Source organism: Candidatus Dechloromonas phosphoritropha (assembly GCA_016722705.1).
Taxonomy (GTDB): domain Bacteria; phylum Pseudomonadota; class Gammaproteobacteria; order Burkholderiales; family Rhodocyclaceae; genus Azonexus; species Azonexus phosphoritrophus.
In genome coordinates this window covers 1,696,687-1,720,352 of sequence record JADKGN010000004.1, presented here as the reverse complement: position 1 = coordinate 1,720,352, position 23,666 = coordinate 1,696,687, and the positions used below count along the sequence as shown (strand labels likewise).

Below are 23,666 nucleotides of genomic sequence, written 5' to 3'. Positions count from 1 at the left end.
GGGATGATCTCGCGACGGCCGTTGGGTCAGAGTGGAAAATCGTGGGATAGTTCTGCTTGCCCGATCAACAGGGCTATTTCTCCGACCCCCAGTGCCGCATGCCGACCGTCTTTTCCGTCCGAGGCCACGTTATGAACGAGCTCGCCAGCCATGTCTCTTCCGTCGCCCAGGTGATCCAGCTGGCCGTCGCTCCCGTCTTCCTGCTCGCCGGCGTCGGAGCGCTTCTCGGTGTGCTTACCAATCGCCTGGCCAGAGTCGTCGACCGCTTTCATGCACTGGAACGGGAACTCGCCGAAAACCCGTCACCAGACTATCGTCGGAAAGCCCAGACGACAATTACCTCGCTGGCACGTCGGGCCCGGCTGATTCACTGGGCCATCACGCTGTGCACAGTCTGCGACCTGCTGGTCTGCCTGGTCATCGCCGCGCTCTTTGTCGGCGCCGAACTGCATGTCGAACTGCCGAGCACAATTGCCGGACTGTTCGTTGCCGCCATTCTCGCCCTGATTGCCGGGCTCGTATGCTTCCTGAGGGAAATAACCCTGGCGACCAGCGTCATCGAAACCCTCGACCAATCGGTTTCCAGCTTCGACGCCGGTCGCTGATCCACTCTGAGAAAGACAGGGCGCTCGTCGCCGAAGTCCCGAATTAGGCGCTAACGCTTGGCCAGTTCCCGGAAATGGCTGGGCAGGCCGAGAAGCAAGCGGCCGAATTCGTCGAGCAGTTCCTGATCGATCGCACTGGGCTTGATGGTCTGGACTACGCTGCCGAAACGTTCAAGATTGCGCGATTCGAGGATCAGGACAGCATTGGCGAAGTCGGCTTTCCAGCGCGCGCTGACGCCAACCTGGCCACCGATTTCGAATTCGGCGCGCTCGACATAACTGCGTTCGTTCTTGAATTCCTTGCACGTGAACTGCAGGCCGTAATCGAAAAGAACCGTGCGCAGTCGTTCGACCCCCGGGCCATCACGCTTGATGGAAAACCTGAGCGGCGACACGAGTTGGTAGGCAAGGGTAACCAGCTCGACCATCGCCCCCCTGCTCTGCGACTGCGTGCGATAGTCGGCAAAGCCCTCCTGCCAGACGAGGCCACTGAACATCACATCGCCGACCGCAACGTACTCGCGCTCGACAGCCGGCTTGACGATATTGAGTTGCTGCACGAGGTCGTGCAGAAAGAAAAACAGCATCTTGAGGGCATATTCGAGTGTGTCGTTGCTCGCCGAGCGCCCCGCCATCTCGGTGTGCAACTCGCGCTGCCGGAGTTCCGCCCGATGACGCAACTGACCGAGGAAATCGCTACCCCTGACGATCCATTCTGGATCCTCACGGGTCTCTTCATCCTTGCTCCGAAGATCGCGATGCCGGACGGTGCCGGCCGGCACGATCTCGGGAAACACCAGCGACAGATCGCTCATTCCGCCCTGCGTGCTCGCCAGTTGCTCACGCCGTGCCTGGCGCTCCGCCTCGTTCAGGTCGAAAGAATCGATATCGGCCACCAGCGAGGCTTCCAGTTCATCGATATCGCCACCCGACGAAGTTCGGCGTTCCCGCTTGGCGCGGATCGCTTCGAGAATTCGGCTGGGCTCCCCGGCTTTTTCGTCTGTGGTCATGGCGTTGGCAAATTTCTGCTGAAAACAGCCTATGGTGGAACGAATCAATAGCAAATGCAATGCCGCGACCTGCCCATAAGCACGGCGCTTGCATCCGGGAACACGATGTTGAGCACACTCCGGCGCATGAGTCGTCCCGCAAAAACCGACCTACCCGTGCCGCTGACGAATGTCATGCCTAAATGAAACCGCAACAGCTATTTTTCCCAAGCACCCACGCTACCGCGATAGCGACCGGCATGACTGCGAAATACTTCACAGGTACCGAGAAATCGGTGGCCATCGGCCATGTCGCCTGAAAAAGCGCGGCGAACGCGAGTCCATTGCCTCGGTCAAGCCTCCAGGGCGTCGAGCCACGCGCGCACAGTGCCGGCAACCAAAGGCCATTCCTTCTCATGGGTCACGGCATGGCCCATGTCGCGAAAGATATGGACGGGCAGCCCGTAGCTTTGCCCGGTCGATTGCACCAGGAAAGCCGGCACGAGAACGTCATGCTCGGCGCCGAGAATCAGCATCGGTGGCCGACTCATCGCGTGCAGACGGGGCAGGTTGAACATCGACATGTCCCACAGCGCCTGTTGGGACTCCGTCTGCATGTGCCCCAGCCAGATCTTGAGCATCGCCTCGTCAACCTCGCCGGCGAACAGGGCTTCGCGCAGCGTGCTGGTATCGGCATAATCGCCGCCCATGATGCTGTTGAGGTCCATGAACAGATGTGGCTTCTGGAACAGCAGATGGAACTGGGCGGCGATCAGCCCCTGCGGAGGTACCGAGCAGAGCAGCACGGCAGCCGGTGCGGTATGGAGCTCGAGATATTTCTGAATGACGAAGCCACCCATCGAGTGCCCGACCAGGACCGGCTCCCGCCCCAACCAGTCGATGACCCCGGTCACGTCTTCAACGTAATCGGCGACGGAATGCCAGTTGATGCGCTCGCGCCCGTGACTACCGCCGTGGCCACGCAGGGAAACCGCGTGGCAGGGGTAACCGGCCTCAGCGAGAAAAGGCATGAAGGTGTCGACCCACATCCAGCCCCCGGCAAACGCCCCATGAACGAAAAGCAGGGGCGGACGATCCGTAGTGTCCGCGGGCAGGCACGAGATGACCTCGATACCATTGATCATTTCAGTTTTTGTCATCGCTGCTCTAGTGTCCGGTGAAGCGTGGTTAAATGCGGAAAACTCCTGAGATTAGCGCAAGTCGACATGCTGAAGTGGATTCTGACGCTGGTAATTGCCATATTTCTGCTTGGCATCATCGCCCCACACATCGCCCGGTTCATCCGCTTCGGCCGATTGCCAGGCGACATCGCCTTCCGCTTTCGCGGCCGGACCTACTATCTGCCGTTTGCGACGACGATTATCCTGTCAATTTTCATCGTCGTCGTCTCGCGTCTCATCTAGCAGGCGTCTGACGGCAGCGACCCGCGCCGCGTGAATCATCCCGGGAATTTTCGCCTTGTCGGCGCAGGCCACGGCGATGGCCCCGGCATCGACTGTCCGCGCCGCAGCCAGGACCGCCAGCAGCAGGCGGTCACTGTCGTAGGGTCGACCTGCCCAACCGAGGCGGCCATTGAAATCGCACCGGCAGACCTCCAGCAGCCGCTGAAAGCGCTCGGGACGGCGGAGCGCGTCGGTCCGTTCCAGCAGGGCGACCAGAGTCGAAGGACGCAGTTCAGCGGCGCGCGAGATGTCACCGTGGTAACGCGCGGCGAGCAGCGCCAGGTCGCGGCACTCGTTGGGTACCCGGAGCCGCTCGCAGAGCGCGGTCGTCAGGCGCACGCTGCGCGCTTCATGGCCGCGATGACGCGGCAGGAGGTCGGCCGGTGTCGTCGCCTTGCCGAGATCGTGGGTCAGCGCGGCAAAGCGGACCGGTAATGCGTAGTCATGGAGGGCAGATTCGTCGACCACCATCAGCGTGTGCACGCCGGCATCGATTTCCGGATGGTAATCGGCGCGCTGCGGCACGCCGAACAGCGCGTCGACCTCGGGCAGCAACCGCGCCAGCGCGTCGCACTGGCGCAGCACTTCGAACATGCGGGAAGGCGCCGCTTCCATCAGCCCCTTGGCCAGTTCCTGCCAGACGCGTTCGGCAACCAGATGGTCGACCTCACCGCCGGCGACCATGCCGCGCATCAGTTCGATGGTTTCCGGCGCGACCGAAAAATCGGTGAAGCGGGCGGCAAGGCGAGCGAGCCGCAGGATGCGCACCGGGTCTTCGGCGAAGGCCGGACCGACATGACGGAGGATTTTGGCCGAAATATCGCGTTGACCGTGGAAGGGGTCGACCAGCGTGCCGTCGGCCGCCCTGGCCATGGCGTTTATGGTCAGGTCGCGACGTGCGAGATCCTCTTCGAGCGTGACATCGGGCGCCGCATGAAAGCTGAAGCCATGGTAGCCGGGGCCGGTCTTACGCTCGGTGCGGGCAAGCGCATACTCCTCCTGCGTTTCGGGATGGAGAAAAACCGGAAAATCCTTGCCGACCGGACGAAAACCGTGGTTCAGCATGTCCTGCGGACTGGCGCCGACGACCACATAATCGCGGTCGGCATTGGCCCTGCCGAGCAGGTCATCGCGCACCGCGCCGCCAACGATGTAGATCTTCATCGGCGGCCGAGTGACCTACCGTCCGGCCCGGTAGCGGAAGCCGTCGAGCTTGCCCTTCGGCGTGTTGAGGGCAATGTAGGTCGGGGCTATGGATTCCAGTGCCGTCGGCTTCCAGTTCGCCGGCAAGTTGCAGTTGCTGTCGCAAACACTGTCAACCTGCATCGAACGCAGGTTGTCCGGAGACATCAGCGGTTTCGGCGCGAGCCACATCAGGCCGGCCTGCAGGTAGGCAAGGCCCTCGGGCAGAGCGATGATCCGCGCGCTGCTGCCGACCAGCTTCGCGGTGTATTCGACCAGTTCGCGCAGCGTGTAGACCGTCGGGCCGACGAGATCGTAGGCCTGACCGAAGGTTGCCGGATTGTCCAGGCTGGCGACAAAGACATCGGCGACATCGGCTGCCCAAACCGGCTGGAAGCGCGCCTGACCGAAACCGAGCGGGAAGACCGGCAGTTTGCGCAGCACCCCGGCAAACATGGTCAGGAAGGAATCGCCAAGGCCGAAGATGACCGAGGGACGGAAAACGGTCACGTCCAGATCGCCTTGGGCGGCCATCACGATTGCCTCGCCGTCGCCCTTGGAGGAGAGATACTCCGACGGCCCCTTGGGATTGGCGCCGAGCGCGCTCATATGCACCAGACGGCGGACACCAGTCTTCTTGCAGGCAGCGACGATCTTCTTCGGCAGTTCGACGTGTGCCGCGGCGAAATCCTTGCTGTAGGGCAGGACGACATCGCGGCTGTGCAGAATGCCAACCAGGTTGATCACCGTATCCTGGCCTTGCATCAGCTCGACCAACGCTTCTTCGGAGTTGATATTGACTTCCGGCATCAACACGTTCGGCTGGATGATCAGCGCCTTGGTCCGCTCGCGGCGGCGCGTCGGCACGGTCACCTCAATGCCACGTTGCGACAGCCGATTGACGATATAGGTACCGACGTAACCGCTACCCCCCAGCAGCAATACTTTCTTGATGTCCATTTCGAACCCCGGAAACTATTCTTTGAAGCATCGATTTTAAGCCAAATCGCTCAGCCTTGGGGCACTTCCGTGGAACCGGATCGCCGGCGCAGCGCCTGCTCAGCCGCGGTATTGAACAGCGAACTCCGCGAACTGATGCTGGCCCGTCCGTCCCTGAGCTGGCTCTCGGCAATCGCCGGATGCAGCACCACGCCGAAGCCCCAGTCCGGGTTGGCCAGCAACAGCTTGCCCGTGGCCATGCCGATATGACATACACGCCCGCACAGCGCCAGATCATCCGCCAGCCGGAACGTCAGCCAGTCCCCGGTGTGCACCGGTGACTGCCGGGAGCGGCCACGTCGGGCACCCCCGCCGAGATCGAAGATCCTGAGCACCTGGGCTCCCACCCGCAATTCGCTGGACACCGGCACAGCGCCCGCCGCCGGCCTTACCCCGACAGCCTGAGGCGAAGCGTCGCGGATTTCCCCGGCCGCCCTGACCGCCAAAGCGCCACCGCGCATCGCCGCCGTCTGCAGGGCGAAGCAGGTGTCAAGAAACTCGGCACGCGCCGTCTCCGGCACCGAAACCCGCTGCATCCCGCCGGTAAACACCTGCAACATCTGCGGAAGCTGGCGCGCCAGTTGCCTGCGTGCTTCGATATCCACTTTCGGCTGAATGCTCCACAACAGTTTGTCGAGCACCGCCGTGCATTCCTGCCACTCCGGGCCATCTTCTCCGGATTCGATCCAGACCTGGCGCAACACGCGCTGCCAGTGGTCACGGAGAAAATCGGCAATGCGCGGCGGCATGCCGGAAGTCATGCAGAACCGGTCAACCGCCTGATGGCTGCGCAGTTCCGCGAGATCGCTCTGCTCCATGCGCTGCAGCAAGGGGCGATATGCCGAAGCGGCCTGCGCGGCCAGAGTGTCGCGTTCGCTGATCAGCTTGTCGAGTTCGGCCACCTGCTGTGACAGGACCTGCGTGTCGCGGACGAATTCGCTGCGGACACGCGCCGCAACTTTCTGGACACCGGCGCACAGCGGATGCCGGGACGAGACATCGGCCGGCAACCCGACTGCCGCGCGCGCCATCTTGTCCAGTAACTGGCGCGCCGGATGGGCATCGGCAGTGAAGAATCCCGAATCGAGCATGGCGGCGCGCAGTGTCGGAATCTGCAGACTGCCGAGTGCCGACTTGACGGCATCGGGCAAGGTCGGCGAGTCGAAGATTGCCTCGAATATCATCGCCAGCGCATCGATTGCGGCTGCTTCGGGCACCCCGGTCGGCACGCCCAATTCGGTCGCACTCAGCGGGCGGGGCGCACCGGCCTTACCCTCGGAGGCAGGATGACCGGCAGGCTCGAGGTCATCCAGCCTGGCCAGCAAGCGGCCGAACATCGCCTGCGTGACGAGTGACGCCGCCGCTCCTGCCCACGCTGCCTGGCCAGACGGTTGCTGACCAACCGATTGCTGACCGAGCAGGCTCATCTGCAGCGCCACCGCCGGGTCGAGCGCCAGCGCGCCAGGAGGCAGCCCGGATCCACCGGGCGCCGCCGCGTGGTCGACAACATCCGGTGCGGTAACGAGTGTCGGTTGCGCTGCCGACACCTTGCGGCTGACCAGGAAATCATTGAGCGCCAGATAGACCGCCGGCAGGAACTCGGCGAAATGTTCTTCGAGGCGTGTAACCCGGTTCAGCGCTCGGTCACGATTGTCGTCAAGGGCTTTGCACAAGGCCACCAGCCCCGTAGCGACCGCCCTGGGGCCGACCGGATTGTCGCCTGGCGAGAGGTCGGGGCGGCCCAGCAGGGTCACGAAGCGGAGATAGACGCGCCACAGTTCCTTGGCGTTGGCTTCGAGCAACTGCGAAACGAAGCTGCCGAGGCGGATATCGAGCTCCAGATCATCCTCCCCGAGCAGCGATATCCGCGAGGCGGTCAGGCTTCCGAGCTGATCGAAACGGCTGCGCTTCTCTGTGGATACCATGTCGTCGAAATACGCGCCCGTTGCCCTGGCGAAGGCGCTCAGCCGTTCTTCGGGCAGCGGCTCCGCCTCCTGAAGCAGGCGAACCAACTGTTTCAGGAAGAATACCCGGCAGTCTCGCAGGATGTCCCAGGCATCATCGGGAACCCGCAGGATTTCGTTATTGACTGACGGGATCATCGCCGACCTTGTCGTTACGTCGTAATAACATGAATCTTAAGGCAAATCGGAGTCCTTGGGCGCATCGGCGGTGCGCGCCCCGACCACCCCGAGGCGGGCTTTCAGCGAATCCGGGCGGCCGGTAAACTGCATCGAGTAATAGACCGAATTGCTCATCACTTTCTTGACGTAGTCGCGTGTTTCGTTGAACGGGATGGTCTCGGCATAGATCGCACCCTCGAGCGGCCGGTCGGCGCGCCACTTCTTGGCGCGGCCAGGGCCGGCGTTGTAGGCGGCCGAGGTCAGCACCTGGTGGTTGTCGAGATTTTCCATGACCAGCCGCATGTAGCTGGTGCCGAGAAGGACATTCATTTCGGTGTCATTGACGCGACCGTGGTCGTAGTTCCGCAGGCCGATCTTCTTGGCAACCCACTTGGCCGTCGCCGGCATCAACTGCATCAGCCCAGAGGCGCCGACATTCGACTTGGCGCTGGTAATGAAGCGGCTTTCCTGGCGCATCAGACCATAAACCCAGGCATCGTCGAGCGCCTGATCCCGTGCCGCCGGACGCACCTGATCGCCGTAGGGCGCCAGGAAGCGCAGCGTGTAATCGTGCTCGCTTTTGGTGCGGTCGGCGGTATTGATGGCGCGGTCCCACATCTGGTTGCGCTTCGCCAGATCGGCTGCGGCGAGCAGTTCGCGGTCATCCATGTCGCGCAGCGACCAGTTCCATTCGCGGACCGCCTCGGTTCGCATGCCGAGCCGGAAGAAGGCCATGGCACGCCGGATTCCCGGGTTCTCGCGCGCCGCCTGCTGCTCGTCGGCGGACGGCGCCTTGGCTTTCGGCGGCGTCACGATCTGGCGTCCGAGTTCCTCGTCGGCCAGGTTGCCGTAGAAATTGGCCTGACCTGCGACTTTCTCGAACAGCGCATCGGCCTCGCTGGTCAGGCCCCCCGCCTTGTAGGCGCGACCCAGCCAGTAGATCCATTCCGGCTGTGCCGCCAGCGCCGGTGGCATTTCCTTGATCGTCCCCAGCACCGAGCTCCAGTCGTTCACGCGCAGCGCGGCGCGCACCTTCCACTGGTAGCCTTCGTCGGACAACTGGGCCTGGCCGGCCTGCGCAAACCACGCCACGGATTCGGTGGAATAATGCTTTCTGGCGGCTTGCAGGGCGATCTGGCTCCATGCCCAATCGCGTTCGGAAGCCTGCATGCGGTCCTGCAGTTTCTCCAGTTCGGCCGCCGCCGCGCGGGGATCGTTGGCGGCGATGCGCTGGATCGCCAGCGCGGCAAGTTCGCGACCGGTCTGGCTGGCGTTCCAGCTCGCCGGTTGCCGGACGAGAAAGCCCATCGGGCTGGCGATCACCATGTCAAGCGCCTTCGCGTCGGGTGCCTGGCCGGCCGGCAAGGCGGACAGCGTGATCTTGGCCGGACCCGTGCGGTTGGCCTCGAATTGGCGACGGACCCGCGCCCAGACGTCGTTGGTGGTGACCCGGTTGGCGCGAATCAGCGCATCGTGCACCGTGCGACAGGCTTCCACCGGCTCGAGCATGGTCAGCCAGAGTTGTTGTGCATCATCGAATGCCGTCTGGTCGCCACTGGCCAATCGCGCCTGCTGGTACCAGCAGGTGACATCGGGTTCGGGAGCGATCAGCTTCGGATATTCGACAACGATCTCTGCCCAGTTGCCGCGCTTGCCCAGCCAGCGAATCCAGTCGGCGCGCAGTTTCTCGGCGACATACGCACGGTCGAAACGCTCGAAAAAAGCCCGCGGCGCAAGTGTGTCGCCCTGGTCCATGGCCATGCGCAACTGATAGCTTTCGACATAGGGCGCCAGTTCGTGGTTGCCGATCTGCTCGGCGGCACGATCGAGCTTGACGCGGTTGCCGGCGCGGAAGGCGTCGCGGGCCATAAGAAAGGTGCTGTCGCCGCTGTCCTGAGCGAAGAGTGGCAATGAAACGAAGAACGCGAGGAGAAGGGCGGGAAACTTCATGCTAGATTTCACCTATGAATGGTCGTTACGAGGATAACACGGCCCGGCGCCGGGCATTGCGACAGGAAATGGCCGCCAGGCGGGCAGCCCTGAGCGATGGCGAACATGCCGCCCTGTCGGCCCGCATCGTCGCCCATGCGCTGGCAGTCTTGCCACCGCCCGAGGTCGCGGCATTCTGCTGGCCGATCAAAAACGAGCCGGATGTGCGGGCCCTGCTCGCCAGATGGGCGGAGGACGGAGTCCATGCCGCGTTGCCGGTCGTCGTTGCCGAGGACGCACCACTGCGCTTTCGCGAATGGACACCGGATACCCCGCTCACAGCGGATTGTTACGGCATCCCGACACCAACCGCCGGCGACTGGCTGACGCCCGACCTCATCCTGTTGCCGCTCAACGGCTTCGATGGCGCCGGCTATCGCCTCGGCTATGGCGGTGGCTATTTCGACCGCACGCTGGCGGCACTCGCGCCACGGCCGCTGGCGGTCGGCGTCGGCTTTGAGATCAACCGCGTCGCCAGCATCCGCCCTGAGCCGCATGACCAGCGCCTGGACTGGATCATCACCGAAAACGGCGCTTTCAGACCAGCCGCCTGAAGCCATAGACGGCTAGCGCGAGCAGCGCGGAAGCACCACCCGAGAGGACGGCCTGGCGCAAATCGTGGAGTCCGGTACTGGCCGCCAGTTCGAGTGCGAAGCCTTGTTGCAGGGCGAAGATCAACGTCGCGACGGCCAGCGCCAGCCACGAGCGGCGCGCCAGCGCGGGCTGCCCCTTACGCATGCAGCACTCGACCGCCACGGCGGAGGCCAGCGCCTGGGCCAGCAGCGCGATCAGCAAGGCTCCGATGGCCAGCGCGTAAGAACTCATGCCGCCTGACAGGCCCTGGCGAAGCGCTCCAGCGCTTCATCGAGCGTCGCCCGCGTACAGCCGAAATTGAGGCGCAGCCAACCTGGTGCGCCGAAGTCGGCGCCATCGGATAAACCGAGCCCGTGCGCCTCGAAATGCGCTGCCGGATTGCTCAGGCCGAGTTCGCGAACGTCGATCCAGCCCAGATAAGTCGCCTCGACGTGGCACATTTTTGCCCCTTTTTCGGCGTTGACCGCGACCGCAGGGAGTGCAAGACCAGCAGCCAGGCGGTCGCGATTGGCGCGCAGGTAGGCGATCAGTTCGTCGTGCCAGTCGCCGCAATCGCGATAGGCCGCTTCGCAGGCGGTGAGGCCGAGCACATTGACGTGTGGCACGATACCGTCCATGACGCGCAGGAAGCGCCGGCGCAAGGAACCATCGGGAATCACCGCAAAGGAGCAGCCGAGGCCGGGAATGTTGTAGGTTTTCGACGGCGCCAGCAGCGTGATGCTGCGCGCAGCGGCATCGGGCGACAGGCTGGCGAACGGGATGTGGCGTTTGTTCGGGTCGAGGATCAGGCCGCAGTGGATTTCGTCGGAACAGACGATCAGATCGTTTTCTTCGGCGAAGGCGGCGAGATCGCGCAGCTCCGCCTCACTCCAGCAGCGGCCGACCGGGTTGTGTGGGTGGCAGAGCAGGAAGAGTCCGGTCGTTGCGGTCGACGCCGAATTCAGCGCATTTTTGTCCCACTGCCAACGACCATCGACACAGGCCAGCTCGACGCGATTCAGCGTTTTCCCCGAATAGCGCGGCGCCGAAAGGAAAGGCGGATAGATCGGCGTCGCCGTCAGCACCTCGCCGTCGACCGCCCGGCAGGCGATGTTGAGGCCGCTGACCAGACCCGGCAGCCAGACGATCCATTCAGGCTCGATCGCCCAGCCATATTCGCCCTCAAGGTGAGCAAGCACCGACTCCGTGAGCGACGGCCAAGGGTGGCCGTAACCGAAGACGCCATGCGCGATGCGCGCCTGCAGCGCAGCCACCACCTGCGGAGGAGCGGCGAAATCCATGTCCGCCACCCACAGCGGCAGGATATCGCGGCCGGCGTACTTGCCCCACTTGATCGAATCCGAGCCGCGCCGGTCGACAGGCGCGTCGAAGATGCTCAAACCTCGAGGTGCTGATACAAGGCGGTGGACAGGTATCGTTCACCAAATGAAGGAATGATGACGACGATCAGCTTGCCGGCGTTCTCCGGACGCTTCGCCAGATCGAGCGCGGCCCAGGTCGCGGCGCCGGAGGAAATACCGACCAGCAGGCCCTCTTCAGTCGCCATGCGACGGGCGATGGCGAAGGCGTCGTCGTTGGTAACGCGGATCACCTCGTCGTAGATCGCCGTATTCAGGATGGCCGGCACGAAGCCGGCGCCGAGGCCCTGGATCAGGTGCGGCCCCTTGACGCCACCGGAGAGAACCGGTGAGGCATCGGGTTCGACGGCGACGATGTGGACGCCCGGCTTCCTAGTCTTCAGCACTTCGCCGACGCCGGTAATCGTGCCGCCGGTGCCGACGCCGGAAACGAAGATATCGACCTTGCCGTCGGTATCGCCCCAGATTTCCTCGGCCGTCGTGTTGCGGTGGGCCGCCGAATTGGCCGGATTTTCAAACTGCTGTGGGATGAAGTAGCGCGGGTCGGCCTCGGCCATTGCCCTGGCTTTGGCGATCGCACCACCGATGCCGTCCGGGCCCGGCGTCAGGATCAGCTCGGCGCCGTAGGCCTTGAGCAGCAGCTTGCGTTCACGGCTCATGGTTTCCGGCATCGTGAAGGCACACCTGATGCCGCGCGCGGCGCAGACCATGGCGAGGCCGATGCCAGTATTGCCGGAAGTCGGCTCCAGAACGACAGTATCCGGGCCGATCTTGCCGGCTGCCTGCGCGGCGTCGAGCATCGAAACGGCGATGCGATCCTTGACGCTGTGACCGGGGTTAAAGTACTCCAGCTTGGCGACAATGGTCGCGCCGCAGCCGGCGGTGATGCGGTTGAGCTTGACCAGCGGCGTATTGCCGACCAGCTCGGTGACGTTGTTGGCGATTTTCATGTGCGGACTCCAATAGGGGATGAGGAATTGTAGGCGACTCTTTGAGTGCCGTGGGCAGGTCGACAATTGGCCGCGCCGCCCTGCGCGGCGCTGACTTGCTGTCGGCGCTCGATCGCCACGCTGTGGATATCTCTCTTCAGGGCTCTGATCCTCGCCGGCAACGCCACGGTCAACCTGGAGTCGCACACCTGCGCCGGGAGGCTCTTGAACAGCAGCGTCGTGGCGTCACGTTCCAACGTCACACTGGCAAAGCCGGGACGGGTATGGCCGCATTTGCAGATTGGACAGATCATGGCCTTTTCCTTGCAAAGCCCGGTTCCCACAGCGCTGAAAAATTCGCTGTAGCGCATGTTCCCTGAAAATCAGCTTATTCGACATGGTCGGCATGGCTCCGTTCCAGATTCAGCGCCAGCAGACGGCGGAGGATTTCTTCGTCGAGCATCTCCGGGGTGTAGTCGGGCCAGCCGTAGGCGGCGGCGACGGCTTTATCAAGGGCCTGGTGGGCGAGGTCCAGCCAGGCCGGGCGGGCGTTGTAGAGGTTGGTCAGGGTGCGCCTTTTGAGGTCGGCTTCATGGCCGGGTTTGGCCACTGGACGTTGGGGGAAGCCGGCTTTTTCCTCTTCCGGGGTGATCACCCAGTCGACCCACTCCGGCGGGTTGAGCCAGGCCTCGCGCAGTTCGTTGAGGCGGCGGGCGGCGGCAGCGATGTTCCCGGCGGCGACTTCCCCGGCCATGCACGGTGGCGAGGCGTGACCAGGCTTCGGGGCAGTGTCGCGCGGCGTCAGGCCGGGCGGGAAGGGGAAGGTTTCGAAGGTGGTGGTCGGGGTGTAGCGCGGATCGTTGCCGACGCCGAGCCAAGTGCCGAGGCGCAGCGACCAGAGTTCGTGGAAGCGGGAATGCAGGATGCCGAAGGTGGTGTCGTCGGCGCGGGCGATGACGATAACGACGTTTTCCGGGACCACATGCCGATGTTGCCAAACGAAAAAGCGATGCTTGGCAACGAGACAAGTTGCGATATAGCGGGCTTGGTTACCAAAGGCTGCAAACATTTCGGGGCGCGCACGCTCGAAAAGCCACCATTGCTCGTGGTTTTTCGGGGTTCGACTTTCCTGGCGAGTTGGCTTGATGTGTCGGACAGTGTATTCGAAGGGGGCTTCGTAAAGCGCCGCCTCACCTTCGCTCAGCTTGCCGAAATTGATGATCCAATCACCAGATGGGCGCTTGGCGAGATCGGCGCCGTTGATGGAGGGTAAGACCACATCGGAATTTGGTTTGCCGTGGGGTGTCGGTGAGGCCAACAGCCGACGCGCTACGCTGAATGAAATGTCGAATGGCCCGGATTTCGTGACTCCCATGAACGAAACGCCGCCGTTCTCTGTCAATCGTCTAGCCTTGGTAAGGTCCATGCCGACGGCAGCGGTCAAATCAGCGTGAATCCAGGCCACTTCGGCCCCATCCAGCCGACTGCTGCGGTCAACCCCGAAAAATGGCCCAAAACCAAGTAGCGATACGCGCACCGCCGCGCCTTCGTTAACCCATTCCTCGTCACTCCACGCCTCGAAAATACGCGTCGTGGCGACGATGCGTTCGAGCACCTTGCGGTTGGCGCCGCCGCGTATTGAGTTGGTCGAGACGAGGCCGGCGGCTTGCAGTTTTCCGGCGGCGATCTGGGCGCGGGCTTTTTCAAACCAGTAGGTGACGAGGTCGGCGCCGCCAGGGACGCGACCGTCGTAGGTCTGGCGCAGTATCTCGACGTATTCGGCGCCGAGTTCGCGGCGCATGACTTTGTCACCAAGGAAAGGCGGGTTGCCAACGATAACGTCGGCGGTCGGCCACACGGCTTCGCTGGCCCTCACCCCCGGCCCCTCTCCCGCAGGCGGGCGAGGGGAGAAGGTCAACAGGGCATCGCGGTGTTCGATACCGGCGAGCGACTGGAGAATCGGGTTGGTGGCGTGGCGGTAGCCGTTGCGCCGGCACCATTGAATATCGCCGATCCAGACGGTAACGCGGGCAAGTTCGGCGGCGAATTCGTTTATTTCCAGCCCGAGGATGTTGTGCGGGCCGGTCTGCATCGCCAGTTCGGCGCCGAGACCCAGTTCCTGCGCTTCGACGTGGGCGCGCTTCTCGATGTCGCGCAGGGCTTTGAGGGCCAGATAAAGGAAATTGCCGGAACCGCAGGCGGGGTCGAGAATGCGGAAGTGGTTGAGGCGGAGCAGGAAGGCCTGCCAGGCGGCCTTGGCCTTTTTGGGCCGGGCGAGAATTTCGGATTTGGTTCTGGCCCATTCAACGAGCAGCGGCTCGCTGATCAGCGGGTCGATCAGTTTGGTGATGGTGCCGGTGTCGGTGAAGTGGGCGCCGAGCGGGGCGCGCGCGGCGGGGTCGAGGCCGCGCTCGAAGAGGGTGCCGAAGATGGTGGGGTCGATGGCGCGCCAGTCCATGTCGGCGGCGGCGCGGTGCAGGGCTTGCAGGTCGGTTGCGGTCAACGCCGGAATATCGATGATTTTTATGCCTGCCTCGCAGGCGGTATCCCTTGCGGAGAAGAGACCGCCGTTGAACCAGGCGATGTCGTGGTCGCCGTATTCGCCGCCGGACTGCTGCATGGCGGCGAACAGTTTGGCGATGCGCCGGGCGGCCTTGTCGGGGTCGTCGACGGCATGACCGAGGAGGTCGGTGAAGATGTTGGCCGGTAGCAGGTGTTCGTCTTCGGCGAACATGCAGAACAGGCACTGGACGAGGAAATGGGCGATGCGCTGGCCGCCTTCGCCGCGCTTGCGCATTCCGGCGGCGAGTTCGGCGAAGTGCCCGGCGGCTTGGGCGGTGATGGCGGCGGTGGATTTTTCCGGGCGCAGCTTTTCGGGGTCGGTGAACACCCATCTGAGGATTTGCCGCTGCTCGGGGTCGACCAGTTGTTCGATGCGGATTTCGCGCGGCTCGTCCGGGTAGCCGGTGAAGGCGGTGTGGATGACGATGTGCTCGTGGTCGCTGACGACGAGCAGCGGCGGGTTGTCGAGTTGCAGGGTGTAGTCGGTGAGCTGCTTGAGGGCGGCATCAAGGTCGCGGCCGGGTTTCTTGTTTTCCCAGCCGAAACGGCTGCGCATCCAGACATCGGCCCAGCCGTCGCCGCCGCTGGCCTTCCGGGCGCCGCGCTCGAAGCAGTAATTTTCCGGGTCACGCGGCTTGGCGACGCCGAGCAGATCGCAGAGATCGTCGAAATACGCCTGGGCGCCGGCACGTTCAGTCAGCGGGTTGTCTTTCCAGCGGGCGATGAACGCTTCGGGTGTCATCCCGCGCTAGCCGAGGAAGAGCTTGTAAACCGGATTCTTGCTCTCGTCCCAGTGGGCGTAGCCGAGATTCTTGAGGAATTCGCGGAACAGCCCCATTTCACCCGACGGCACCTGCATGCCGACCAGCACCTTGCCGTAGTCGGCGCCGTGATTGCGGTAGTGGAACAGGCTGATGTTCCAGCCGGCGCTCATCTGGGTCAGGAAATTCATCAGCGCGCCCGGCCGCTCGGGAAACTCGAAACGGTAGAGCAGTTCGCTCATGCCATTGTTACAGACCTGCGGCGCGTGGCCGCCGACCATGTGGCGAACGTGGTTCTTGGCCATCTCGTCGTCGGTCAGGTCGAGCGTCGGGTAGCCGTGCTTCTGCAGGCTCTTGACCAGTTTGACCGATTCCTTGCGGTCGACGGTCTGGATACCGACAAAGACGTGTGCCTCTTTCTCGGTGTGGTAGCGATAGTTGAACTCGGTGACGTTGCGCTGCCCGATCAGGCCGAGGAATTTCTTGTAGGCGCCGGGCTTCTCGGGCAGCGTCACGGCGAGCACGGCCTCGCGCCGCTCACCGACCTCGGCGCGTTCGGCGACGAAGCGCAGGCGGTCGAAATTCATGTTGGCGCCCGAGGCAATCGCCACCAGATTCTTGTCCTTCAGCTTGTGCTGGCGGGCGTATTCCTTGGCCCCGGCGACGGCCAGCGCGCCGGCCGGTTCGAGAATCGAGCGGGTGTCCTCGAAGACATCCTTGATCGCCGCGCAGATGGCATCGGTATCGACCTGTATCATTTCATCGACATATTCGCGGCACAGGCGGAAGGTTTCCTCGCCGACGATCTTGACTGCGGCGCCGTCGGCGAACAGCCCGACCTGGTTGAGCCGCACCCGGTGCCCCTTGGCCAGCGACTGGCTCATCGCATCGGCATCCCTGGCTTCGACGCCGATGATCTTGATTTCGGGGCGCAGGCGTTTGACGTAGGCGGCAATGCCGGAGATCAGCCCGCCGCCGCCGACGCAGCAGAAGATGGCGTGGATCGGCCCGTTGTGGCGCGAGTGCTGGCTCAGGATTTCCATGGCGATGGTGCCCTGCCCGGCGATCACATCCGGGTCGTCGAAGGGATGGACGAAGGTCAGCTTCTCAGATTTTTCCAGCACCAGCGCGTGGGCGTAGGAGTCGTCGTAGGAGTCGCCGAACAGCACGACCTGACCGCCGCGCCGCTTGACGGCCTCGACCTTGATGTCCGGTGTCGACACCGGCATGACGATGACCGCCCGGCAGCCAACCTTGGCCGCCGCCAGCGCGACGCCCTGCGCGTGGTTGCCGGCCGAGGCGCAGATGACGCCGCGCTTGAGTTTCTCGGGCGACAGGCTGGCGATCTTGTTGTAGGCGCCGCGCAGCTTGAACGAGAACACTGGCTGCAGATCCTCGCGCTTGAGCAGAATCTTGTTGCCGACCCGCGCCGAAAGGTTGCTGGCCAGATCGAGCGGCGTTTCGCTGGCGACATCGTAGACCTGCGCGTTGAGAATTTTTTCGAGATAATCCGGGTGCATGGCGCGGCTCAATTGGGCAAAAAGGGGGATTCTACGGGTGGAGTGGTTAAACGTCACGGCTGAAGCGGGGCTCGGTGGTCTGTTTCTCGCCAGTTTTCTGGCGTCGACCGTGCTGCCTGTCAGTTCCGAGCCCCTGCTCTGGGGCTTCCTGCAACTGCATCCCGGCGAACTGTGGCCGGCCCTGGCGTTGGCGACGGTCGGCAACACGGCCGGCGGCATGACCTCGTGGTGGTGCGGCCGCTTCCTGCCGCGCTGGCAGCGCCTGGCCACCCTCCCCCACCAGGAAAGCCTGAAACGCTGGGGCAGCCCTGCCCTGCTCCTCTCCTGGCTGCCGCTGATCGGCGACGCGCTGTGCCTCGGTGCCGGCTGGCTCCGTCTGCACTGGCTGCCGTGCTGCCTGTTCATGGCGGCGGGCAAGTTCGCGCGCTACTGGCTGGTCAGCCAGGCAGCGCTGACCAACTGAACCTTGCACGGCCTTTGCTGGTCTACCCGGACAGCGTGCTGCGCTGCAATACGCTAAAATTTACCCCTTGATGGATCCCGGCTACACCGATGACTGCCCGCCTGCGCGAAATCCCCTACAACTACACGTCGTTCTCCGACCGCGAGATCGTCATCCGCCTGCTCGGCGCCGAGAACTGGGCGGTGCTCGACGAACTGCGCAGCGAGCGCGTAACCGGGCGCTCGGCGCGCATGCTTTACGAAGTGCTCGGCGACATCTGGGTGGTGCAGCGCAATCCCTATCTGGAAGATGACCTGCTCGACAACCGCGAGCGGCGTGAAGCGCTGGTCGGTGCGATGCGTCACCGTCTTGGCGAAGTCGAAAAGCGCCGTCAGGCCACCGAGAACGAGGGTCGCGAGCGCTCGGCCAAGGTCAAGCGCCTGGTCGACGCGGCGCAGGCGGCGGTCAACCGCTTTTCCGAGCACTTCGGCAAGACCATCGACCTGCGGCGCAAGGTGCTGAAAATCCTCGGCAAACACACGCGCCGGGACAACATCGCCTTCGACGGACTGGCCCGCGTCTCGCATGTCACCGACGCAACCGACTGGCGCGTCGAATACCCCTTCGTCGTCCTCCACCCGGACACCGAGGAGGAAATCGGCCATCTCGTGCGTGGCTGCATCAAAGCCGGCCTGACCATCATCCCGCGTGGCGGCGGCACCGGCTATACCGGCGGCGCCGTGCCGCTGACGGCCTACTCGGCGGTCATCAACACCGAAAAGCTGATCGATATCGGCCCGGTCGAGGATCTGGTGCTGGCCGGCCATGACACGCCGTATGCGACCATTCGCACCAGCGCCGGCGTCGTCACCGAGAGCGTCTCGCAAGCCGCCTCGGCTGCCGGGCGCGTCTTCGCGGTCGACCCGACCTCGGCCAGTGCCTCGTGCATTGGCGGCAACATCGCCATGAACGCCGGTGGCAAGAAGGCGGTGCTGTGGGGCACCGCTCTCGACAACCTGGCCTGGTGGAAGATGGTCGACCCAGACGGTAACTGGCTGGAAGTCGAGCGCGTCAATCACAACTACGGCAAGATCCACGAGCAGGAAAACGTCGAATTCCGCGTCAAGCGCTTCAACTCGAGCGGCCGCAAGCTGCTCAAGGAAGAAGTGCTGACCATGCCTGGCGCCGCCTGCCGCAAGACCGGGCTGGGCAAGGACGTCACCGACAAATTCCTCGGCGGCATTCCCGGCGTCCAGAAGGAAGGCACCGACGGCATCATCGTCGCCGCGCGCTGGGTGCTGCACAAGATGCCGCCGGTGGCGCGCACCGTCTGCCTCGAATTCTTCGGTCAGGTGCGCGAGGCGGTGCCGGCCATCGTCGAGATCACCGATTACTTCAAGCCGGGCGGTGCCGGGCATGCCGCCGGCGTGCAATTGGCCGGCCTCGAGCATCTCGACGAGCGCTACGTCAAGGCCGTCGGTTACGCGACCAAGGCCAGGCGCCACGGCCGGCCGAAGATGGTGCTGATCGGCGATATCGTCGGCCACGACGAAAGGGCCGTGATGACCGCTGCTTCCGAGGTCGTCCGCATGTGCAACCTGCGCGCCGCCGAGGGATTCATTGCGGTCGACGCCGAAACACGCAGGAAATTCTGGCTCGACCGTTCGCGCACCGCCGCGATCTCGCGCCATACCAACGCTTTCAAGGTCAACGAGGACGTTGTCATCCCGCTGCCGCGCATGGGCGAATATTGCGACGGCATCGAGCGCATCAACATCGAGTTGTCGACGCAAAACAAACTGGCGCTGTGCGACGCGCTGGCCGAATTCCTCCAGGGCGACCTGCCACTGCATTCCGGCGACGCCAACCTCGACAAGGACTTGCTGATCGGCAACCGCCGGCAGGCAGCGCTCGATTACATTGAGGCCGTGCGCCTGCGCTGGAAATGGCTGCTGGAAAACCTCGACCTGCCGCTGGCAGAGGCCGAGTTGCGCTTCGCGTCCCACGGCGTGCAGGCCGGCGAGCTGACCAACAAGGCCGCCAACCCGACGCTGTTCCACCGCCTGCAGGATTACTCGGTGCGCACGTCGTGGAAGCAGGAACTGCACGCCCGCCTGAGCGAGATTTTCGACGGTGGCGTCCATCGCCCTATCGTCGAGCGCATCGCGGCCATCCACAAGGAAGTGCTGCGCGGCCGCGTTTTCGTCGCGCTGCACATGCACGCCGGCGACGGCAACGTGCATACCAACATCCCGGTCAACTCCGACAACTACGAAATGCTGCAGACCGCGCACCATGCGGTCGAGCGCATCATGAAGCTCGCCCGATCGCTCGACGGCGTCATTTCCGGCGAGCACGGCATCGGCATCACCAAGCTGGAATTCCTGACCGAGGAGGAAATCGGCCCCTTCCGCGCCTACAAGCAAAGGGTCGATCCGGAAGGCCGTTTCAACAAAGGCAAGCTGATGCCCGGCGGCGACATGGGCAACGCCTACACGCCGTCGTTCAGCCTGCTCGGCGCCGAGTCGCTGATCATGGAACAGTCCGAGATCGGCAAGATTTCCGACATGATCAAGGACTGCCTGCGCTGCGGCAAGTGCAAGCCAGTGTGCTCGACACATGTTCCGCGCGCCAACCTGCTTTACAGCCCGCGCAACAAGATTCTCGCCACCTCACTGCTGATCGAGGCCTTCCTGTATGAGGAACAGACCCGGCGCGGCATTTCGCTTCAGCATTTTGACGAATTCAACGACGTTGCCGACCACTGTACGATCTGCCACCGCTGCCTCAAGCCGTGCCCGGTCGACATCGATTTCGGCGACGTTTCGGTCGCCATGCGCAACTTCCTGCGCAAGCAGGGCAAGAAGCGCTTCAGTCCGGGCACGCTGACGGCGATGACCTTCCTGAACCTGAAAGACCCGGCGACGATCAAGCTGATGCGCTTGGCCATGATGGATTTCGGTTTCAAGGCGCAACGCCTGGCGCACAAGGCGGCCAAGGCGATCGGCTTGGTCCAGAAGTCACGCGCCCATCCGCCGGCGACGGTCGGCGCGCCAACGATCAAGACGCAGGTCATCCACTTCCTCAACCGGCCGATGCCGGGTAACCTGCCGAAACGCACCTCACGGGCACTGCTCGACATCGAGGACGACAAGGTCATTCCGGTCATCCGCAACCCGAAGAAGACGACCGAGGAATCGGACGCCGTCTTCTATTTCCCTGGCTGCGGCTCGGAGCGCCTGTTCTCGCAGGTGGGCCTGGCGACCCAGGCGATGCTCTACGAGATCGGCGCGACTACCGTGCTGCCGCCGGGCTACCTGTGCTGCGGTTATCCGCAAACCGCCTCCGGGGACGACGACAAGGGCCAGAAGATCACGACCGACAACCGCGTGCTCTTTCATCGCGTCGCCAATACGCTCAATTACCTCGACATCAGAACAGTGATCGTCTCCTGTGGCACCTGCATGGACCAGCTGCAGAAGTACCAGTTCGACAAGATCTTCCCGGGCTGCCGGCTGCTCGACATCCATGAATACCTGATGGAAAAGGGCCTCAAGCTGGAAGGCATCGAAGGTACGCGCTACATGTACCACGACCCCTGCCACACGCCGATGAAAGCCTATGCGCCGCTCGCCGTGACCAAGGCGCTGATGGGCCAGGAGGTGCTGCTGACCGACCGTTGCTGCGGTGACGCCGGTTCCTTCGCCTATGCGCGCCCGGATGTCGCGACCCAGGTGAAATTCCGCAAACAGGAAGACATCACGCAAACGGCGAACAAGCTGCGCGCCGACGGCTTCACCGGCGAGGTCAAGATTCTCACGTCGTGTCCGGCCTGCCTGCAGGGTCTTTCGCGCTACGACGATGACGCCGGGACCCAGGCAGATTACATTGTGGTCGAGATGGCAAAACACCTGCTCGGTGAAAACTGGGCGGCGCAATACGTCGACCGCGCCAACAATGGCGGCATCGAGCGCGTTTTGCTCTGATTTTCGGCTGATTTTGCCGGTCGACCGCAACAATGCGGTCCGGGACGCAGGAAGCACTTGCAGTATTTTTATGCCGGTGCAATCCTTGCAACATTGCGGAAATCGGGGTACGGGAATGGACGGGGATATCTGCGAGTTTTGCGCTGGAACGGGTGGGACGATCCTCTGGGAGTCTTCGGCCTGTCGCGTCGTGCTGGTCGAGGATCCCGATTACCCGGGGTTTTGCCGGGTCGTGTGGACCGGTCACGTTCGCGAGATGACCGATCTCGATCCTGGCGAGCGTGTTTCATTCATGAACGTGGTTTTCAGCGTCGAGAAGGTCGTGCGCTCGCTTTTCGCTCCCGACAAGATGAATCTCGCCAGTCTCGGTAACATGACACCGCATCTGCACTGGCACGTCATCCCGCGCTGGCATGACGATCGCCATTTCCCCGGTCCGATCTGGGGGAGCCCCCAACGCGATTCCCTTTCGCCGCGCCCTGTCGTCAGCGCCGGTACCATGCGCGGGGCGCTGCGCAAACTACTTCATCCTGACGAACATCAAGGCTGACAATCATGAACATGCCATCGCTCGCGCTGAATATCCCCGACCTGCAGGCGGGGTCACACTACCTTTCACAGTTGTCGCTCGCCAACCCGTCGCTCGCCGAGCAGCAAGTCATCGCATTTCTCGATGCGCTGATCGCCAACCCGCCCGATGCCGGGGTTATGCTGTCTCTCCTCGAACAGACCCGGGTTCCGCTCTGCTTCATTGAGGAGGAAATCGCCCGGCGTTACCACAACAAGGCACTGGTTCTCAGCGACGAGCAGGAAGAAAGCTTCCGGCGCGTGGTTTCGGCGTGGCGCCACATGACCACGGCCTATGCGCTGTGCGCGCGCATGCAGCAGCAGGAGCCCGACGATCCCCATTTTTCGAATCTTCTCGCAACCATCCAGCATCGTTGTCTCTATTACACCGGACAGATCATCATCGAGCACTTTCGCGCGCGGCGCGAATTGCCCGCCGGTATCTGGCATGAACTTCACGGCTATTACGAAGCCGCCGAGCGGAGCGGCGTTAGCTGCACCCCGGTCAATGATTCCCTGGAAAACGATCTGCAGGCGACGCACTGCGCGGCTGCCTACGTCACCCTGCTGCTGATCGAGATCGCCAATCCTTACGGCAACGGTGTCCGCGACCTCGCTCTCATCCGCCACTGGGCCAGCATGTGGGCGCCGCTGGTTGCGCTGCATCCGGTCGATGACGAGTACGAAGTCCCACCCTATTTCATCGAGTTCACGAAGGACCAGCCTCTTCACTCGGCCGGCTTGGCCGACAGCATCGGCAGCGATGCGCGCTGGCTCGATACCTCCCGTCTCGGTCTTCAGATCAGCCACATGCTGTCGCAGCTTCAGCAGCGCCTCACGCCCTCACAACTCGGCCTTGGCGAGGAAACACCGGGACATGTTGGAAGGCTGCTCGAGCGTCTCTCACGGCCCTGGACCCAGACGGCATCCCCACGCCGCTTCCGCCGCTTCGTTTCGCATGGCACGGCGCAGGTTGCCGTGGGTTTCGAAGCAATACACTACTTCGTCGGCGGCAAGGAATTCACCCAGGCGGATTCGGGAAGCACCTATGGAAGAGGGCAATTCGACGAGGTTTTCACTTTTCGTGACCGCGTCGCTCCTGGGCAGGCACTGAACATAAGGCCACACATCACTTATTCAACCGATGACTGGGTAGTGATCAATCATTCCGCCAACGGCTTTCGCTTGGGACGCGGCAATGCCGGCGAGCGGATCGCCCACAGCCAGTTGCTGGCGGTCTGTCCGCATGACGGCGAACGCTTTCTTCTCGGGCAGGTGACCTGGCTCATGCAGGAGCACGAAGGGGGCGTCCTCGCCGGCGTGGCGATTCTGCCCGGAATGCCGGAGGCGGTTACCGTGCGTCGCGCCTCGGCCCATTCCGGTCAGGCGGACCGCTTTGTTCGGGCCTTCCTGCTTCCACCCGTGGAGGCAATCCGCCAGGAAAGTTCGCTCGTGCTGCCGACCGGCATTTACCAGACCAGTGGATCGCTCGAACTCGTCGGCGAAGGCAAGTCCTGGACGGTGCGCATGATGCACGCCAGGCAACGGGGCGCCGATTTCGATCGGGTTTCTTACGAGATGCCTTGACCCGGTGGCG

19 protein-coding genes are annotated in these 23,666 nt (G+C 63.4%); 7 read left to right on the top strand and 12 right to left on the bottom strand.

All coding sequences use genetic code 11. The features are described 5' to 3' along the window. Positions 1 to 131 precede the first annotated feature (131 nt). Complete coding sequence (locus IPP03_14150; protein MBL0353731.1) at positions 132 to 605, top strand: DUF2721 domain-containing protein; 474 nt, start codon at positions 132 to 134, stop codon at positions 603 to 605. 50 nt (positions 606 to 655) lie between these two features. Here IPP03_14150 and IPP03_14145 read toward each other — a convergent pair whose 3' ends face one another. Together IPP03_14145 and IPP03_14140 are read right to left on the bottom strand one after the other, a co-directional pair. Further along, a complete protein-coding gene (locus IPP03_14145) occupies positions 656 to 1,615 on the bottom strand; it encodes a hypothetical protein (protein MBL0353730.1) in 960 nt (319 codons plus the stop codon). A gap of 332 nt (positions 1,616 to 1,947) precedes the next feature. Next, positions 1,948 to 2,754: an alpha/beta hydrolase gene (locus IPP03_14140; protein MBL0353729.1), complete on the bottom strand. Its 807-nt coding sequence runs from the start codon at positions 2,752 to 2,754 to the stop codon at positions 1,948 to 1,950. A gap of 66 nt (positions 2,755 to 2,820) precedes the next feature. Between IPP03_14140 and IPP03_14135 the strand changes: the two genes are divergently transcribed. Continuing rightward, positions 2,821 to 3,018, top strand: a complete 198-nt coding sequence (locus tag IPP03_14135) for a DUF2905 domain-containing protein (protein ID MBL0353728.1) — start codon at positions 2,821 to 2,823, stop codon at positions 3,016 to 3,018. On the opposite strand, the gene IPP03_14130 is transcribed toward IPP03_14135, so the two are convergent. From IPP03_14130 to IPP03_14115, 4 genes are read right to left on the bottom strand one after another with little or no spacing between them, the layout of a single operon-like run. Then, on the bottom strand, positions 2,983 to 4,221 hold the full coding sequence (locus tag IPP03_14130; protein ID MBL0353727.1) for a multifunctional CCA addition/repair protein: 1,239 nt from the start codon (positions 4,219 to 4,221) through the stop codon (positions 2,983 to 2,985). The two genes, IPP03_14135 and IPP03_14130, sit on opposite strands and share 36 nt — an antisense overlap. Before the next feature lie 15 nt (positions 4,222 to 4,236). Further along, positions 4,237 to 5,199 carry a complex I NDUFA9 subunit family protein gene (locus IPP03_14125; GenBank protein ID MBL0353726.1) on the bottom strand — a complete coding sequence of 321 codons (963 nt, stop codon included), beginning with the start codon at positions 5,197 to 5,199 and terminating at the stop codon, positions 4,237 to 4,239. 50 nt (positions 5,200 to 5,249) lie between these two features. Beyond that, positions 5,250 to 7,340, bottom strand: a complete 2,091-nt coding sequence (locus tag IPP03_14120; protein ID MBL0353725.1) for a DUF1631 family protein — start codon at positions 7,338 to 7,340, stop codon at positions 5,250 to 5,252. Positions 7,341 to 7,376: 36 nt separating this feature from the next. Further along, positions 7,377 to 9,311 (bottom strand): lytic transglycosylase domain-containing protein, encoded by a 1,935-nt coding sequence (locus tag IPP03_14115; GenBank protein MBL0353724.1) that lies wholly within the window; start codon positions 9,309 to 9,311, stop codon positions 7,377 to 7,379. Positions 9,312 to 9,325: 14 nt separating this feature from the next. Between IPP03_14115 and IPP03_14110 the strand changes: the two genes are divergently transcribed. Beyond that, complete coding sequence (locus IPP03_14110) at positions 9,326 to 9,904, top strand: 5-formyltetrahydrofolate cyclo-ligase (GenBank protein ID MBL0353723.1); 579 nt, start codon at positions 9,326 to 9,328, stop codon at positions 9,902 to 9,904. Here IPP03_14110 and IPP03_14105 read toward each other — a convergent pair. The 6 genes from IPP03_14105 to ilvA are packed head-to-tail and all read right to left on the bottom strand — an operon-like array spanning position 9,888 to position 17,074. Further along, positions 9,888 to 10,175, bottom strand: coding sequence for a hypothetical protein (locus IPP03_14105; GenBank protein MBL0353722.1), 288 nt, complete (start codon positions 10,173 to 10,175; stop codon positions 9,888 to 9,890). The genes IPP03_14110 and IPP03_14105 overlap by 17 nt on opposite strands. Next, on the bottom strand, positions 10,172 to 11,323 hold the full coding sequence (locus IPP03_14100; GenBank protein ID MBL0353721.1) for a putative C-S lyase: 1,152 nt from the start codon (positions 11,321 to 11,323) through the stop codon (positions 10,172 to 10,174). Before IPP03_14100 ends, IPP03_14105 begins: the two co-directional genes overlap by 4 nt. Continuing rightward, positions 11,320 to 12,252: a cysteine synthase A gene (gene cysK / locus IPP03_14095; GenBank protein ID MBL0353720.1), complete on the bottom strand. Its 933-nt coding sequence runs from the start codon at positions 12,250 to 12,252 to the stop codon at positions 11,320 to 11,322. The genes IPP03_14100 and cysK overlap by 4 nt, the downstream gene beginning before the upstream one ends. Continuing rightward, positions 12,249 to 12,602, bottom strand: a complete 354-nt coding sequence (locus IPP03_14090; protein MBL0353719.1) for a hypothetical protein — start codon at positions 12,600 to 12,602, stop codon at positions 12,249 to 12,251. The genes cysK and IPP03_14090 overlap by 4 nt, the downstream gene beginning before the upstream one ends. Before the next feature lie 17 nt (positions 12,603 to 12,619). After that, the gene (locus tag IPP03_14085; GenBank protein MBL0353718.1) at positions 12,620 to 15,535 is read right to left on the bottom strand and encodes a class I SAM-dependent DNA methyltransferase; all 2,916 of its coding nucleotides are present in this window, start codon (positions 15,533 to 15,535) and stop codon (positions 12,620 to 12,622) included. A gap of 6 nt (positions 15,536 to 15,541) precedes the next feature. Beyond that, positions 15,542 to 17,074: a threonine ammonia-lyase, biosynthetic gene (ilvA, locus tag IPP03_14080; protein ID MBL0353717.1), complete on the bottom strand. Its 1,533-nt coding sequence runs from the start codon at positions 17,072 to 17,074 to the stop codon at positions 15,542 to 15,544. Between the two features lie 37 nt (positions 17,075 to 17,111). Between ilvA and IPP03_14075 the strand changes: the two genes are divergently transcribed. The 4 genes from IPP03_14075 (at position 17,112) to IPP03_14060 (ending at position 23,656) form a co-directional block, all read left to right on the top strand. After that, positions 17,112 to 17,537, top strand: a complete 426-nt coding sequence (locus tag IPP03_14075; protein MBL0353716.1) for a DedA family protein — start codon at positions 17,112 to 17,114, stop codon at positions 17,535 to 17,537. An 89-nt stretch (positions 17,538 to 17,626) separates the two neighbouring features. Further along, positions 17,627 to 21,502 (top strand): DUF3683 domain-containing protein, encoded by a 3,876-nt coding sequence (locus tag IPP03_14070; protein ID MBL0353715.1) that lies wholly within the window; start codon positions 17,627 to 17,629, stop codon positions 21,500 to 21,502. A gap of 115 nt (positions 21,503 to 21,617) precedes the next feature. After that, positions 21,618 to 22,052: an HIT family protein gene (locus IPP03_14065; GenBank protein MBL0353714.1), complete on the top strand. Its 435-nt coding sequence runs from the start codon at positions 21,618 to 21,620 to the stop codon at positions 22,050 to 22,052. Between the two features lie 5 nt (positions 22,053 to 22,057). Beyond that, the gene (locus IPP03_14060; GenBank protein ID MBL0353713.1) at positions 22,058 to 23,656 is read left to right on the top strand and encodes a hypothetical protein; all 1,599 of its coding nucleotides are present in this window, start codon (positions 22,058 to 22,060) and stop codon (positions 23,654 to 23,656) included. Positions 23,657 to 23,666: the final 10 nt, after the last annotated feature.

What these genes read in the sequence shown, in the direction of transcription:
- IPP03_14120 (MBL0353725.1), bottom strand. Translation starts at nt 7,340, where the DNA reads ATGATCCCGTCAGTCAATAACGAAATCCTGCGGGTTCCCGATGATGCC.
- IPP03_14115 (MBL0353724.1), bottom strand. Translation starts at nt 9,311, where the DNA reads ATGAAGTTTCCCGCCCTTCTCCTCGCGTTCTTCGTTTCATTGCCACTC.
- IPP03_14150 (MBL0353731.1), top strand. Translation starts at nt 132, where the DNA reads ATGAACGAGCTCGCCAGCCATGTCTCTTCCGTCGCCCAGGTGATCCAG.
- IPP03_14070 (MBL0353715.1), top strand. Translation starts at nt 17,627, where the DNA reads ATGACTGCCCGCCTGCGCGAAATCCCCTACAACTACACGTCGTTCTCC.
- IPP03_14065 (MBL0353714.1), top strand. Translation starts at nt 21,618, where the DNA reads ATGGACGGGGATATCTGCGAGTTTTGCGCTGGAACGGGTGGGACGATC.
- IPP03_14140 (MBL0353729.1), bottom strand. Translation starts at nt 2,754, where the DNA reads ATGACAAAAACTGAAATGATCAATGGTATCGAGGTCATCTCGTGCCTG.
- cysK (MBL0353720.1), bottom strand. Translation starts at nt 12,252, where the DNA reads ATGAAAATCGCCAACAACGTCACCGAGCTGGTCGGCAATACGCCGCTG.
- ilvA (MBL0353717.1), bottom strand. Translation starts at nt 17,074, where the DNA reads ATGCACCCGGATTATCTCGAAAAAATTCTCAACGCGCAGGTCTACGAT.
- IPP03_14135 (MBL0353728.1), top strand. Translation starts at nt 2,821, where the DNA reads ATGCTGAAGTGGATTCTGACGCTGGTAATTGCCATATTTCTGCTTGGC.
- IPP03_14060 (MBL0353713.1), top strand. Translation starts at nt 22,058, where the DNA reads ATGAACATGCCATCGCTCGCGCTGAATATCCCCGACCTGCAGGCGGGG.
- IPP03_14130 (MBL0353727.1), bottom strand. Translation starts at nt 4,221, where the DNA reads ATGAAGATCTACATCGTTGGCGGCGCGGTGCGCGATGACCTGCTCGGC.
- IPP03_14105 (MBL0353722.1), bottom strand. Translation starts at nt 10,175, where the DNA reads ATGAGTTCTTACGCGCTGGCCATCGGAGCCTTGCTGATCGCGCTGCTG.
- IPP03_14110 (MBL0353723.1), top strand. Translation starts at nt 9,326, where the DNA reads ATGAATGGTCGTTACGAGGATAACACGGCCCGGCGCCGGGCATTGCGA.
- IPP03_14085 (MBL0353718.1), bottom strand. Translation starts at nt 15,535, where the DNA reads ATGACACCCGAAGCGTTCATCGCCCGCTGGAAAGACAACCCGCTGACT.
- IPP03_14125 (MBL0353726.1), bottom strand. Translation starts at nt 5,199, where the DNA reads ATGGACATCAAGAAAGTATTGCTGCTGGGGGGTAGCGGTTACGTCGGT.
- IPP03_14090 (MBL0353719.1), bottom strand. Translation starts at nt 12,602, where the DNA reads ATGCGCTACAGCGAATTTTTCAGCGCTGTGGGAACCGGGCTTTGCAAG.
- IPP03_14145 (MBL0353730.1), bottom strand. Translation starts at nt 1,615, where the DNA reads ATGACCACAGACGAAAAAGCCGGGGAGCCCAGCCGAATTCTCGAAGCG.